Below are 13,643 nucleotides of genomic sequence, written 5' to 3'. Positions count from 1 at the left end.
CTCGTTGGAGTGAACCGGCTCACACGGCACCGGATCGTCGGCTGCTGAAGCGTCAGTTGTCGAGGCGTCAGCTGTCGAAGCCCAGCCCGAGCCGGTCCATCGTCCGCAGCCACAGGTTGCGCCGTCCGTCGTGCGAGTCCGCCCGCGCCAGCGACCACTTGGTGAGGGCGATGCCGGTCCAGGCGAAGGGCTCCGGCGGGAAGGGCAGCGGCTTCTTACGGACCATCTCCAGCGAGGTCCGCTCGGTGGGCTCGCCGGCCAGCAGGTCGAGCATCACCTCGGCGCCGAACCGGGTCGCGCCCACCCCGAGCCCGGTGTAACCGGCGGCGTACGCCACCTTCCCCCGGTGGGCCGTGCCGAAGAACGCCGAGAAGCGCGAGCAGGTGTCGATCGCGCCGCCCCACGCGTGCGTGAAGCGCAGCCCCTCCAACTGCGGGAAGCAGGTGAAGAAGTGCTCGGCGAGCTTGGCGTACGTCTCCGGCCGGTCGTCGTACTCGGCGCGCACCCGGCCGCCGTACGGGTAGATCGCGTCGTAGCCGCCCCACAGGACGCGGTTGTCGGCGGAGAGCCGGAAGTAGTGGAACTGGTTCGCGCTGTCGCCGAGGCCCTGCCGGTTCTTCCAGCCGATCGCGTCGAGCTGTCCGGCGCTCAGCGGTTCCGTCATCAGCGCGTAGTCGTAGACCGGCACGGTGTAGGCGCGGACCCGCCTGACCAGGTTGGGGAAGACGTTCGTGCCGAGCGCGACCTGCCGCGCCCGGACCTGCCCGTACGGGGTGCGTACGGCCATGCCCGCGCCGTGCGGCCTCAGCGTCAGCGCGGGGGTGTGCTCGTGGACCCGGACGCCGAGGCGGAGGCACGCCTGCTTCAGGCCCCACGCCAGTTTCGCGGGGTGGAGCATGGCCACTCCCCGGCGGTCGTACAGACCCGCCTGGAAGGTGGGCGAGGCGACCTGGTCGCGGACCGCGTCGCCGTCGAGGAACTCGACGCCCTCGGCGAGGCCCTTGGCGTCGATCTCCTCGTACCAGTCGCGCAGTTCGCGCGCCTGGTACGGCTCGGTCGCCACGTCGATCTCGCCCGTGCGCTCGAAGTCGCAGTCGATGCCGTACCGGGCGATCGCCGCCTCGATCTCGTCGAGGTTGCGGGCGCCCAGTTCTTCGAGCCGGTGGATCTCGTCCGGCCAGCGGGTCAGCCCGTTGGCCAGGCCATGGGTGAGGGAGGCCGCGCAGAAGCCTCCGTTGCGGCCCGAGGCGGCCCAGCCCACCTCGCGGCCCTCCAGCAGCACCACGTCCCGCTGCGGCTCGCGCTCCTTGGCGATCAGCGCGGTCCACAGTCCGCTGTACCCACCGCCCACGACCAGCAGATCGCAGGTCGTGGCGGCGGTGAGCGCGGGCTCGGGGTGGGGCTTTCCCGGATCCTCCAGCCAGTAGGGAACCGGCTGCGCCTCCGAGAGCGACGTCGTCCAGTGATTGTCTCTGCCACGGCTCATGGCGCTTGGGGCCATGATTCCAACTCCCTACAGGCGCTTACGCCTTTTGCTTGTTGCGGCGGTTGTTGACGACCATCGAGGTCAGGACGATCAGGACGGCGACGAGGAACATGGCCGTACCGATGACGTTGATCTGGACGGGCGTTCCGCGCTGTGCCGAGCCCCAGACGAACATGGGGAAGGTGACGGTCGAGCCCGCGTTGAAGTTGGTGATGATGAAATCGTCGAAGGAGAGCGCGAAGGCGAGCAGCGCGCCCGCGGCGATTCCCGGCGCGGCGATCGGCAGGGTGACCCGCAGGAAGGTCTGGAGCGGGCCGGCGTACAGGTCCTGGGCCGCCTGTTCGAGCCTCGGGTCCATCGACATGACGCGGGCCTTGACGGCCGTCACGACGAAGCTGAGGCAGAACATGATGTGCGCGATGAGGATCGTCCAGAAGCCCAGCTGCGCCCCCATGTTGAGGAACAGGGTGAGCAGCGAGGCCGCCATGACGACCTCGGGCATGGCCATGGGCAGGAAGATCAGCGAGCTGACGGCGCCCCGCGCGCGGAAGCGGTAGCGGACGAGCGCGAAGGCGATCATCGTGCCGAGCGCGGTCGCGCCGAGCGTCGCCCAGAAGGCGATCCGGAGGCTCAGCGACAGGGAGCCGCACAGTCCGGAGACCCCGCAGGGGTCCTTCCAGGCGTCCGTGGAGAACTGCTGCCATTCGTAGTTGAAGCGCCCCTTCGGCTTGTTGAAGGAGAACACCGTGACGACGACGTTGGGCAGCAGCAGATAGGCGAGGGTCAGAAGCCCCGCGATGACGACGAATTTCCTCTTGAACCAGTTGACGAAGGGCATTCAGACCAGATCCTCCGTCCCGGACCTGCGGATGTAGAAGGTGACCATGAAAAGGATCGCGGCCATGAGGATGAAGGAGAGCGCCGCGGCCGTCGGATAGTCCAGCACCCGCAGGAACTGCGTCTGGATGACGTTGCCGATCATGCGGGTGTCGGTGGAGCCGAGGAGTTCGGCGTTGACGTAGTCGCCGGACGCCGGAATGAAGGTCAGCAGCGTGCCGGAGACCACGCCCGGCATCGACAGCGGGAAGGTGACCTTGCGGAAGGTGGTGACGGGCCTGGCGTACAGGTCGCCGGCCGCCTCGTGCAGCCGTCCGTCGATGCGCTCCAGCGAGGTGTAGAGCGGCAGGATCATGAACGGCAGGAAGTTGTACGTCAGGCCGCAGACCACGGCCAGCGGCGTGGCCAGCACGCGGTCCCCCGCGGTCCAGCCGAGCCAGCTCGTCACGTCCAGCACGTGCAGCGTGTTGAGGGCGCCGACGACGGGCCCGCCGTCCGACAGGATCGTCTTCCAGGCGAGGGTGCGGATCAAGAAGCTGGTGAAGAACGGCGCGATCACCAGGACCATGATCAGGTTGCGCCAACGGCCCGCGCGGAAGGCGATCAGGTACGCCAGCGGGTAGCCCAGCACCAGGCACAGGATCGTCGCGGCGGCCGCGTAGAGGACCGAGCGCAGGAACTGCGGCCAGTAGTCGCTCAGCGCGTCCCAGTAGGTCGCGAAGTGCCAGGTGACCTTGTAGCCCTCTTCGAGGGAGCCGGTCTGCACGGACGTGGAGGCCTGGTAGATCATCGGCAGCGCGAAGAACACGAGCAGCCAGAGCATGCCGGGCAGCAGCAGCCAGTACGGCGTCCAGCGGCCCCGTCTGCGGGGCGGCCCGGTCTCCGGGGCGGTCGGGGCGAGAGGCGGTGGCGCCTCCGTGAGGGTCGCCATCAGACCGCCGCCTCTTCTTCCAGGCCGGCGTCGATGGCCTGTCCGGCGTCGAAGCCGAAGGTGTGGGCGGGGCTCCAGTGCAGGACGACCTCGGCGCCGGGGGCCAGCCGGGTGTCGCGGTCGACGTTCTGGACGTAGACCTCGAACTCGGGGCAGACGGCGCTGTCGACGACGTACTGCGTGGAGACGCCGATGAACGACGTGGCGGCGATCGTGCCGGTGATGCGGTTGCGGCCCTCCGGGATCTCGCCCGCGTCGTCGGCGTGGGTGAGGGAGATCTTCTCCGGGCGGATGCCGACGAGCACCTTGCCGCCGGTCGCCGCCGGCGCCGCGCAGCGGGCCTCGGGCAGCACGAGCTTGCCGCCGCCCGCCTTGAGCACGATGTCCTCGCCGCTCCTGGAGTCGACCTCGGCCTCGATGAGGTTGGAGGAGCCGAGGAAGTTCGCGACGAAGGTGCTGCGCGGGTTCTCGTACAGGTCGGCGGGCGAGCCGAGCTGCTCGACGCGGCCCGCGTTCATCACGGCGACCGTGTCGGCCATGGTCATGGCCTCCTCCTGGTCGTGCGTGACGTGCACGAAGGTGATGCCGACCTCGGTCTGGATGCGCTTCAGCTCCAGCTGCATCTGGCGGCGCAGCTTGAGGTCGAGGGCGCCGAGGGGCTCGTCGAGGAGGAGCACCTGGGGATGGTTGATCAGGGCGCGGGCCACGGCGACGCGCTGCTGCTGGCCGCCGGAGAGCTGGTGCGGCTTCTTGCGGGCCTGCTCACCGAGCTGGACCAGGTCCAGCATGTCCCCGACCTGCTTCTTCACGGCCTTGATGCCGCGCCGGCGCAGGCCGAAGGCGACGTTCTCGAAGATGTCGAGGTGCGGGAAGAGGGCGTAGGACTGGAAGACGGTGTTCACGGGCCGCTTGTAGGGCGGGAGGGCCGTGACGTCCTGGTCGCCGAGGTGGACGGTCCCGGACGAGGGCTCCTCCAGGCCGGCGATCATGCGCAGGGTGGTGGTCTTGCCGCAGCCCGAGGCGCCGAGCAGGGCGAAGAAGGAGCCCTGCGGGACGGTCAGGTCGAGCGGGTGGACGGCGGTGAAGGAGCCGTAGGTCTTGCTGATCCCGGAGAGGCGGACATCGCCGCCGGCGTCGGTCGTCGTCTTCATCTCGTCACGCCCCAGTGAGCTTCGCGAACTGCGCTTCATAGGCCGTCTCTTCCTTCGCGCTCAGTGAGCGGAAGGCGTGGGACTTGGCCTGCATGGCCTTGTCGGGGATGATCAGCGGGTTGTTCGCCGCATCCTCGTCGATCTTCGCCAGCTCGTCCTTCACGCCGTCGACGGGACAGACGTAGTTGATGTAGGCGGCGAGTTCGGCGGCCGGCCGGGGCTCGTAGTAGTAGTCGATGAGCCGCTCGGCATTCGTCTTGTGACGGGCCTTGTTGGGGATCAGCATGTTGTCGCTGGACGTCAGGTAACCGCTGTCCGGGATCAGGAAGTCGATGTCCGGGCTGTCGGCCTTGAGCTGGACGACGTCACCGGCCCAGGCGATGCAGGCGGCGAAGTCGCCGCTGGTGATGTCCGACGTGTAGTCGTTGCCGGTGAAGCGGCGGATCTGCCCGCTGTCGACGCCCTTCTGGAGGCGGGCGATCGCCGCCGCGTAGTCGTCGTCGGTGAACTTCCCGGGGTCCTTGCCCATGTCCAGCAGTGTCATGCCGATGCTGTCGCGCATCTCGGTGAGGAAACCGACGCGGCCCTTGAGCTTGGGGTTGTCGAGCAGGTCGGAGACCGACTTCACCTCGACGCCGTCGAGCGCCTTCTTGTTGTAGGCGATGACCGTGGAGATGCCCTGCCAGGGGTAGGAGTACGCCCGCCCGGGGTCCCAGTCGGGGCTGCGGAACTGGCCCGACAGGTTGGCGTACGCGTGCGGCAGGTTGGACGGGTCCAGTTTCTGGACCCAGCCCAGGCGGATGAGGCGGGCGGCGAGCCAGTCGGTGAGGACGACGATGTCGCGGCCGGTGTCCTGGCCCGCGGCGAGCTGCGGCTTGATCTTGCCGAAGAACTCGTTGTTGTCGTTGATGTCCTCGGTGTACTTGACCTTGATGCCGGTCCGCTTCGTGAACGCGTCGAGCGTCGGGTGGTGCTTGCCCGCCTCGTCGACGTCCATGTACTCGGTCCAGTTGGAGAAGCTGACGGTCTTCTCCTTCGCCGAGTGGTCATCGGCGGACGTGCCGCCCTCGGTCTTGCCGGCCGCGGGGATCCCGCAGGCGCTCAGCGCCCCGAGGCCGCCCAGTGTCAGGGCGCCGCCCGCCGAGGCGCGCAGCAGCGACCTGCGGGTCATGGCTGCCCTGCCGTTGCGCAGACTGCGCCGCATGGCGGCCGCTTGGGGCGGGGTCAGGCGGTCTGGCTCGTACTGCTCCATGCGCGTGGTGCCCTTTCGGGAGGATTCGGCCTGGTCGGCGGCCGGATTCGTGACTAACGGTCCCCGAAGACGGTGCGGTGCCACTCCTTGCGGACCACCGCGGTGTTGTCGAACATGACGTGCTTGATCTGGGTGTACTCCTCGAACGAGTACGCGGACATGTCCTTGCCGAAGCCGGACGCCTTGTATCCGCCGTGCGGCATCTCGCTGATGATCGGGATGTGGTCGTTGACCCACACGCATCCGGCCTTGATCTCGCGTGTCGCCCGGTTCGCCCGGTAGACGTCCCGGCTCCACGCGGAGGCGGCCAGCCCGTACGGGGTGTCGTTGGCGAGCGCGATCCCTTCGTCGTCGCTGTCGAAGGGGAGGACCACGAGGACCGGCCCGAAGATCTCGGACTGGACGATCTCGCTGTCCTGCGCGGCGCCCGCGACCAGGGTGGGCAGGTAGTACGCGCCGTTCTCGAGATCCCCGTGAGGGGCCTCGCCGCCGGTCACCACGCGCGCGTAGGCACGCGCCCGGTCGACGAAGGCGGCGACCCGGTCGCGCTGGACGTGCGAGATCAGCGGCCCGAGGTCGGTGCCCGGGGCGAAGGGGTCCCCGAGCCGGACGGTCTCCATGAGGGCGGCCGTCCGCTCGACGAACGCCTCGTAGAGAGGCCGCTGCACGTAAGCGCGCGTGGCGGCCGTGCAGTCCTGCCCGGTGTTGATGAGCGAGCCGGCGACCGCGCCCTGCACGGCGGCGTCCAGGTCGGCATCGTCGAAGACGACGAAGGGCGCCTTGCCGCCCAGTTCCAGGTGCAGCCGCTTCACGGTGGCGGTGGCGATCTCCGCGACCCGCATGCCCACGGCGGTGGAGCCGGTGAAGGAGGTCATGACCACGTCGGGATGGCCGACGAGGTGCTCACCCGCTTCCCTCCCGGTCCCGTTGACGATGTTGATCACACCGTCGGGGATGCCCGCCTCGGTGGCCGCCTGGGCGAAGAGGAGCGAGGTGAGCGGGGTGAGTTCGGCGGGCTTGAGCACGATCGTGTTGCCTGCGGCGATCGCCGGGAGGATCTTCCAGGCGGCCATCTGGAGGGGGTAGTTCCAGGGGGCGATGGAGCCGACGACGCCGATGGGTTCGCGCCGTACGTACGAGGTGTGGTCGCCGGAGTACTCCCCGGCCGACTGGCCCTGGAGGTGCCGGGCGGCCCCCGCGAAGAAGGCGGTGTTGTCGATCGTGCCGGGCACGTCGAACTCGCGGGTCAGCTTCAGCGGCTTGCCGCACTGGAGGGACTCGGCCCGAGCGAGGTCCTCGGCGCGCTCGGCGAGGACGGCGGCGAAGCGGTGCAGGGCGTCGGAGCGCTCGCCGGGGGTGGCGGCCGCCCACGCCGGGAAGGCGGCCCGGGCGGCGGCGACGGCCGCGTCGACGTCGTCCGCCCCGGCGAGTTCGTAGGTGAGGACCTCTTCCCCGGTGGCCGGGTCGATCACGGCGTGCGTCCGCCCGGACGTGCCCTTGCGGAGGCGGCCCGCGATGTACTGGGCGCCGTCCGCGAAACGCGCCTGCGCGGGAAACCGGCCGACTCGGTCCGGGGTGGTGCTTCCCGGGTTCTGCATGTCGCTCTCCTCCGCCTTCGCCCCACTGTCCACGGGAGCGGGTGGCGTAGCTCCAGCCTGATTTGAGTGCCGATCCTGGCAGAGCAATGGGACTCCAACAAGTGATTCCGTTGTTGCCTTTTGGTTACGCGACGGAATCTGTCGACCAGGTGTCGAGTCGACCCGGAAAAGGACAGACGTACTGTCAGTGGTGCGTGCCACAGTGGAATGCATGGAGAAGATCGATTCCCGGGAAGCCCTGCTCAGGGAGGTCCGGTCGGGGGCGCGAATCAAGTATCTGCACTTCTGGGGCCACCGCCCGAGGCCCGACGGACAGGTCGGCCCGAGCTGCCTGAGTCAGTGGTGGCCGTCCCCGTTCACCGTGGACGGCGTGGAGTACGCGACGGCCGAGCACTGGATGATGGCCGGCAAGGCCCGTCTGTTCGGCGACGCGGAGGCGGAGCGGCGGGCGCTGGCCGCCGGTCACCCCTCCGAGGCGAAGAAGGCCGGGCGTCTGGTGCGCGGCTTCGACGAGGCGGCCTGGGAGCGGGAGCGGTTCCGGATCGTGGTCGAGGGCAGCGTCCACAAGTTCGCCGCGGACCCCGGGCTTCGCCGGTACCTGCTGGGCACGGGCGAGCGTGTACTGGTGGAGGCGAGCCCCGTGGACCGCGTCTGGGGCATCGGCCTCACCGCGGACGACGACGCGGCGACGGACCCGGAGCGCTGGAGAGGCCCCAACCTGCTGGGCTTCGCGCTCATGGAGGCGAGGCGGACACTGCGGGCCGCGTGAGGGAGCCGGGGGCGGGGCCCTACGGCGCCACCATGATCAGTACGGCCAGGCCCACGCCGAGGACGATCCCGACGGCCCCGCAGATGATGCCGGCCAGGGCCTGGCCCGGGTTGGCGGCCTCGCCCCGGTTGGCCTTGCTCCGGCCGATCAGTCCGAAGATGAGGGCGAGGATGCCGGTGATGATCGCGAGCGGCCACAGGCAGAAGCCCACGGCGGCCACGATGCCGAGGACCATGGCCGCCATCCCCATGCCGTTGCTCGGGCCGGGGTGCGGGGCGGCCCACCCGTAGTAGCCGGGGGCGCCGCCGTAGCTGGGGGTGCCGCCGTAGCCGGGGGTGCCGCCGTAACCGGGCCCGCCCGGGTAGCCGTGGCCGCCGGGGTAGCCGTACGGCATCTGTCCGGGTCCGTCGGGGGAGATCGGCGGCGGCGGGACCGCTCCGTCGGCGGGCGGGGCGAAGGGGTGGGGGCCCGCCGGCCCGGACGCCGTGGCGGGGTGGGGCGGCGGGAAGGACGCGAACGGGGCGTCGGCCCGCGGGGTGCCGACCGTGGGCGTCGGGGTCACGCCGGGCAGGGAGGTCACCGTCTGCTGGTCATGGACGGACGGCGGCGCATGGTCCTGCGCAGTGGGCACCTCGCCGGAGGTGATGGTGACTCCGGAGCCGTGGTCCGGGACGGGGGCGGGCGCGGGCCAGGGGTCGGCCGCGGGGGCGGAGTCACCGGCTGCCCGCGAGTCCCGCGCGGCGGGTCCGCCGGACGCATCCCTCTTCTCCAGAGGCACGTGGGCGTACTGCGGCCCTTCCGTTCCCTCGGGCGCGGAGCCGGGCGCGGCCCACGGGTGGCGGGCCGAATCGGTGGGTGCGTCGTCGGACATGCGCGGGACCCCCTCTGTCATGCGTCCCGCAATGCTAAGGCCCAGGCCCAGGCCCGGACGGCGGAGGGCCGCCCCGGACCGGTCGGGAACCCCACCCGCAAAACCCCTCGCCCCTCCCCTGCCCCGTCCGCCTACGATGAGCCCGTCTCATCGATCAGCCGATCACCCGCACCCCGTCGGCCCGCGCGGCCCGGGGTGCCGTCCCGGGGAGGACCCCTTGACCCTGAACGCCTTCATCGCCGGCCTGCCCAAGGCCGAACTGCACGTCCATCACGTCGGATCGGCCTCCCCGCGGATCGTCTCCGAACTCGCCGCCCGCCACCCCGACTCCAAGGTGCCCACCGACCCCGAGGCGCTGGCCGACTACTTCACGTTCACCGACTTCGCGCACTTCATCGACGTGTACCTGTCGGTCGTGGACCTCATCCGCACCGCGGAGGACGTCCGGCTGCTGACCTACGAGGTCGCCCGCGACCTGGCCCGCCAGCAGGTGCGGTACGCCGAGCTGACCATCACCCCCTTCTCCTCCACCCGGCGCGGCATCGACGAGCGCGCCTTCATGGACGCGATCGAGGACGCCCGCAAGGCGGCCGAGGCGGACTTCGGCACGGTCCTGCGGTGGTGCTTCGACATCCCCGGCGAGGCCGGCCTGGAATCCGCCGAGGAGACGACGAGACTCGCCACCGACGACCGGCTGCGCCCCGAGGGACTGGTCTCCTTCGGCCTCGGCGGGCCGGAGATCGGCGTACCGCGCCCGCAGTTCAAGCCGTACTTCGACCGGGCGATCGCCGCCGGGCTGCGGTCCGTGCCGCACGCCGGCGAGACCACCGGACCGGAGACGGTGTGGGACGCCCTGACCCATCTGCGTGCCGAGCGCATCGGCCACGGCACCAGTTCCGCGCGGGACGAGAAGCTCCTCGCCCACCTCGCCGAGCACCGCGTCGCGCTCGAGGTGTGCCCGACGTCCAACATCGCCACCCGCGCGGTCCGCACGCTGGACGAGCACCCGCTCCGGGAGTTCGTCGCGGCGGGCGTCCTGGTGACGATCAACTCCGACGACCCGCCCATGTTCGGCACCGACCTGAACAGCGAGTACGGCGTCGCCGCCCGCCTCCTCGACCTGGACGAGCGCGGCCTGGCCGACCTCGCGAAGAACGCCGTCGAGGCGTCCTTCCTCGACGCGCCCGGCAAGGCGCGGATCGCCGCCGAGATCGACACCTACACCACGGAGTGGCTCGCCCCCTGACGGCCGCCCCGCGCCCCGGTCACCAGCACAATGGGCCCATGCAGACCGTGACTGCCGTGGCCCACCGCGGCGACCCCTACCGCGTCCGTGAGAACACCCTCGACTCGCTGCGTTCCGCGCTCGACCAGGGCGCGGACGCCGTCGAGATCGACGTACGGCTCACCAGGGACGGTGTGCCGGTGCTGCTGCACGACGACACGTTGAAGCGGCTGTGGGAGCGGGACCGGCCGCTGCTGTCGCTGTCGGCGGCCGAGGTGCGCGGGCTGACGGAGGGCGGGGTGCCGACGCTGGCGGAGGCGCTGGCGGCGACGGAGGGCAGCCGGGTGATGCTGGACCTGCCGGGCACCCGGGAGGTGCGGACGGCGCGCCGGGTGGTGGACGCCGTCCGCGAGGCCGGGGCGGCGGAGCGCGTCTACTACTGCGCCGACGCCTCCGCGATGCTCGCCGTCCGCGCCGCCGACCCGTCCGCCGAGATCGCCATGACCTGGACGAGCCTGGCACCGCCGCGGCCCGTGCTGCTGGCGGCGGTCGAGCCCCGCTGGCTCAACTACCGCTTCTCCCTCGTCGACCGAGACCTGGCCGCCCGGATCCACCGGGACGGCCGGCTGCTGTCCGTGTGGACCCCGGACACCCGCCGCTCCATGCGCCGGCTCATCGACCTGGGCGTCGACTCGATCACCACCAACCGCATCGACGTCCTGTGCGCCCTGCGCTCCCTCCGCGACGGCGGTTAACCGGCCGCGTGGGCGAGCGGCGGGGCGATCGCCTGGGCGTCGGCGCCCTCGCCCACCCACAGGCCGATCAGCAGGGCCGCCGTCGCCTCGACCAGGCCGGCCCGGTCCAGTCCGCCGGCGTTCAGCGGCTCGCAGCCGAGGTCGCGCACGAGTTGTCGTACGACGTCCAGGGCTGCCGGGTCGTCGCCGCAGAGCGGGACCGCGAGGGGGCGGCCGTCGAAGACCGGCGGGGTGAGCCGCCAGACGTCGACGTGGCAGAGGTTGAAGGCCTTGACGACGTGGGCGCCCGGCGCGGCGGCGGCGATGCGTTCGGCGCCCGCCGGTCCGCCCGCCGTGAGCAGCCGGAAGCCGGGGCCGACCGGGTTGGTGCAGTCGATCAGCACTCGCCCGCGCAGCGTCTCCCCGAGCCCGCCGGCCACTTCGGCGACGGCCGCGTACGGCAGTGCCAGCAGCACCGCGTCGGTGCCGGACTCCGCCGCTTCCCGCAGGCCGCCGGAGCGTCCGCCGGCCCGCACCTCGTGTCCCGCGCGCCGCCACTGGGTGCCGAGCGCGTCCGCCATCTGTCCGGTTCCGAGAATTCCTATCCGCATACGCCTGACGGTAGGAGGCCGCTCGGGCACCATTCGGTACGTGACCACCGACTCGGACTTCCTCGCCGACTGCCGGGCCCGGCTCGCCTTCGACCTGCTCGCGAACACCTGGAACGCCGTGGTGCTGTGGGCGCTGCGGGGCGGTCCGGTCCGCCACGGGGAGCTGCGGGAGCGGATCGGCGGCATCAGTCAGAAGGTGCTGACCGAGACCCTGCGGCGGCTGGAGTTCAACGGCCTGGTGGCCCGCCGGGCGCACCCCGGTGCGCCGCCCCGCGTGGACTATGAACTGACCGAGCTGGGGCGGACGTTGCTCGCGCCGATCGACGCCTTCGGCGCGTGGGCGTTCGAGCACGGGGACGACGTGCTGGCCGCGCAGGACCGTTACACGCGGGAGCGCTGAGGCACGGTCGCGGGGTCGGCCGGGGTGGCCCGGGTGACGTACTGCGGGACGGGGGTGCCGTCGTCGCCGGTGTCGCGGACGAGGCCGTAGCGGATGGCGCCCTGGTCGGGGCCCCGGCGGACGTCCTCGTCGGCCGCCTGCCAGGTGGTGGGGAAGACGGTGACGCCGTAGTCGGCGCCGCGTTCGTTCTGGGTGAGGGTGACCGTGCCGTCGACGTAGAAGTACTCGTTCTGCCACATCTGCTGGGTGCCGGCCGGCAGGACCGTGTAGCCGGTGTCCGGGCCGCCCATGCCGGTGGTGGGGCCCTCGGAGCTGCCGTCGAGCGGGTCGTCCATGCGGCGGCCGCCGCCGGAGGCCACGTGGAACAGCCTGCCGTCGAGGCCGGTCCAGGACGGCATGACCAGCGCGCCGGGGCGGCTGTGCGGGGAGATCTGCCAGCGCACGAGGACATAGCCCTGCCCGCTGAGGGTGACGCTGTCGCCGCGGTGCTGCATGACGGCCTGGCGCCCGCCCGTACTGGTGATCCCCTCCTCGGGGCGGTGCGGCAGCTCGGTCGGGCGGGTGTTCCGGCCGGGCGCGCTGTCGACGGCGTCGACGACGCTGCCGTACCGGGCGGCGGCCTTCTGCTCGGTGGCCGACCGTGAGGGGGACGGCGTGGGTGTGGCGGTGGCCGAGGGTGCCGGGGAGGGCGGGCCGGGGGTGCGGGCCGCCGTGGGGGCGACGGCCGCGCGGGGCGGCGGGCCGTCGGGGGTCTGGACGACGACGTAGGCGCCGCCCGCCGCGATCGTCGCGCCCGCGGTGACCGCGACGGCCGGTTTGGTCAGCGCGGTGAGGAGCTTCGCGGACCAGCCGGCGGTGGTGGCGGCCGCGGCGGTCTTGCCGCCGAGGGCGAGGGACAGTGTGAAGCCGACGGGGACGGGCACCAGGGCGATCCCGACGAGGAGCCGCTCGGCCGGGACGACGGAGGTGCGGGTGTCGCCGCAGTAGCCGCAGCCCCGGATGTGCCGGGCCAGCCGCTTGCGCCACACGGAGTCGGGGCGGCCGTTCCAGCGGGCGGTGAGGTCGCGCAGGGCGGGGCAGGCGCCGTCGAGTGCGCGCACGATGCTCCGGGAGGTCTCCAGGCGTTCCTTCATCCGCTGGACGCGGACGGCGGCGTGCTGCCTGCTGATGCCGACGGCCGCGGCCAGTTCGCGGCGGCTGAGGTCACCGGCGACCTCCAGCCACCACAGGGACAGCAGTTGGCGGTCCTCGTCGTCGAGCCAGCGCACCGCCTCCGCGACCTCACGCCGCTCGCCCTCCAACTGGAGTTTCAGGACGGTGAGTTCGGCGAAGTCTGCGGCGCCGTCGGCCGGCAGGCTGTCGTCGAGGCGCTGGGTCGTGCGGCGGCGGGCCCGGTCGCGGATCTGCCGCATGGCGATCGCCACCAGCCAGGAGCGGAAGCTGTCGGGATCGCGCAGTGAGCCGAGGTGGTCGACGGCGCGCAGCATGGTCTCCTGGACGACGTCGTCGACGTCGGCGTGGCCGTTCAGGGCGCGGCCGACGACGTTGTAGACGAGCGGCAGCCAGCCCGCGACCAGGTCGTCCAGTGCCTGTCGGTCACCGGCCTGCGCGGCGGCGATCGTGGCATGCCATTGCCGCCCGTCTCCGTGGTCCGCGTTCGTGCTCATGCCCGCACCTTGTCAGCAGGGGGTGTGCGCTTGGCAATGTCGGAGATCACATCCTGGAGACGGGTGGCGGGCCCGCGCGATAACAGTTTTTCGGGTCACGGGAGAACCGGC

The 13,643-nt window shown here is 71.5% G+C and carries 12 protein-coding genes and 1 pseudogene; 4 read left to right on the top strand and 9 right to left on the bottom strand.

Features of this window, described 5'->3' with window-relative positions:
- Positions 1–67 precede the first annotated feature (67 nt).
- From ACFWJX_RS07640 to ACFWJX_RS07615, 6 genes are read right to left on the bottom strand one after another with little or no spacing between them, the layout of a single operon-like run.
- Entirely contained in the window at positions 68–1,501 is a 1,434-nt protein-coding gene (locus ACFWJX_RS07640; protein WP_383238272.1) for an NAD(P)/FAD-dependent oxidoreductase, read from the bottom strand.
- 22 nt (positions 1,502–1,523) lie between these two features.
- Entirely contained in the window at positions 1,524–2,324 is an 801-nt protein-coding gene (locus tag ACFWJX_RS07635) for an ABC transporter permease (protein WP_383238270.1), read from the bottom strand.
- Positions 2,325–3,254 (bottom strand): ABC transporter permease, encoded by a 930-nt coding sequence (locus ACFWJX_RS07630; RefSeq protein ID WP_383238267.1) that lies wholly within the window; start codon positions 3,252–3,254, stop codon positions 2,325–2,327.
- Positions 3,254–4,405: an ABC transporter ATP-binding protein gene (locus ACFWJX_RS07625; protein ID WP_383238264.1), complete on the bottom strand. Its 1,152-nt coding sequence runs from the start codon at positions 4,403–4,405 to the stop codon at positions 3,254–3,256. The genes ACFWJX_RS07630 and ACFWJX_RS07625 overlap by 1 nt, the downstream gene beginning before the upstream one ends.
- A 4-nt stretch (positions 4,406–4,409) precedes the next feature.
- Positions 4,410–5,657: a spermidine/putrescine ABC transporter substrate-binding protein gene (locus ACFWJX_RS07620; RefSeq protein WP_383238262.1), complete on the bottom strand. Its 1,248-nt coding sequence runs from the start codon at positions 5,655–5,657 to the stop codon at positions 4,410–4,412.
- A gap of 53 nt (positions 5,658–5,710) precedes the next feature.
- Positions 5,711–7,255, bottom strand: a complete 1,545-nt coding sequence (locus ACFWJX_RS07615; protein ID WP_383238259.1) for a gamma-aminobutyraldehyde dehydrogenase — start codon at positions 7,253–7,255, stop codon at positions 5,711–5,713.
- Between the two features lie 211 nt (positions 7,256–7,466).
- On the opposite strand from ACFWJX_RS07615, the gene ACFWJX_RS07610 reads away from it, so the two are divergent.
- The gene (locus ACFWJX_RS07610) at positions 7,467–8,024 is read left to right on the top strand and encodes an NADAR family protein (RefSeq protein WP_383238256.1); all 558 of its coding nucleotides are present in this window, start codon (positions 7,467–7,469) and stop codon (positions 8,022–8,024) included.
- A 19-nt stretch (positions 8,025–8,043) separates the two neighbouring features.
- Here the strand turns inward: ACFWJX_RS07610 and ACFWJX_RS07605 are convergent, their stop codons facing one another.
- Entirely contained in the window at positions 8,044–8,895 is an 852-nt protein-coding gene (locus tag ACFWJX_RS07605) for a DUF4190 domain-containing protein (protein ID WP_383238254.1), read from the bottom strand.
- A 161-nt stretch (positions 8,896–9,056) separates the two neighbouring features.
- On the opposite strand from ACFWJX_RS07605, the pseudogene ACFWJX_RS07600 reads away from it, so the two are divergent.
- Positions 9,057–10,141: pseudogene (locus tag ACFWJX_RS07600) on the top strand (adenosine deaminase).
- 38 nt (positions 10,142–10,179) lie between these two features.
- Positions 10,180–10,875, top strand: coding sequence for a glycerophosphodiester phosphodiesterase (locus ACFWJX_RS07595; RefSeq protein ID WP_383238251.1), 696 nt, complete (start codon positions 10,180–10,182; stop codon positions 10,873–10,875).
- Here ACFWJX_RS07595 and ACFWJX_RS07590 read toward each other — a convergent pair.
- On the bottom strand, positions 10,872–11,465 hold the full coding sequence (locus tag ACFWJX_RS07590; protein ID WP_383238248.1) for an NADPH-dependent F420 reductase: 594 nt from the start codon (positions 11,463–11,465) through the stop codon (positions 10,872–10,874). The two genes, ACFWJX_RS07595 and ACFWJX_RS07590, sit on opposite strands and share 4 nt — an antisense overlap.
- 40 nt (positions 11,466–11,505) lie before the next feature.
- Here ACFWJX_RS07590 and ACFWJX_RS07585 point away from each other — a divergent pair, with 40 nt between their 5' ends.
- A complete protein-coding gene (locus tag ACFWJX_RS07585; protein WP_383238245.1) occupies positions 11,506–11,865 on the top strand; it encodes a winged helix-turn-helix transcriptional regulator in 360 nt (119 codons plus the stop codon).
- Here ACFWJX_RS07585 and ACFWJX_RS07580 read toward each other — a convergent pair.
- A complete protein-coding gene (locus tag ACFWJX_RS07580; protein ID WP_383238242.1) occupies positions 11,847–13,532 on the bottom strand; it encodes an RNA polymerase sigma factor in 1,686 nt (561 codons plus the stop codon). The genes ACFWJX_RS07585 and ACFWJX_RS07580 overlap by 19 nt on opposite strands.
- Positions 13,533–13,643: the final 111 nt, after the last annotated feature.

Origin of the sequence: Streptomyces sp. NPDC058335, from assembly GCF_042723915.1 — a bacterium.
Lineage (GTDB): Bacteria > Actinomycetota > Actinomycetes > Streptomycetales > Streptomycetaceae > Streptomyces.
Note: the sequence above shows the minus strand (reverse complement) of the source record. Positions and strands in the feature narration are given on the sequence as shown.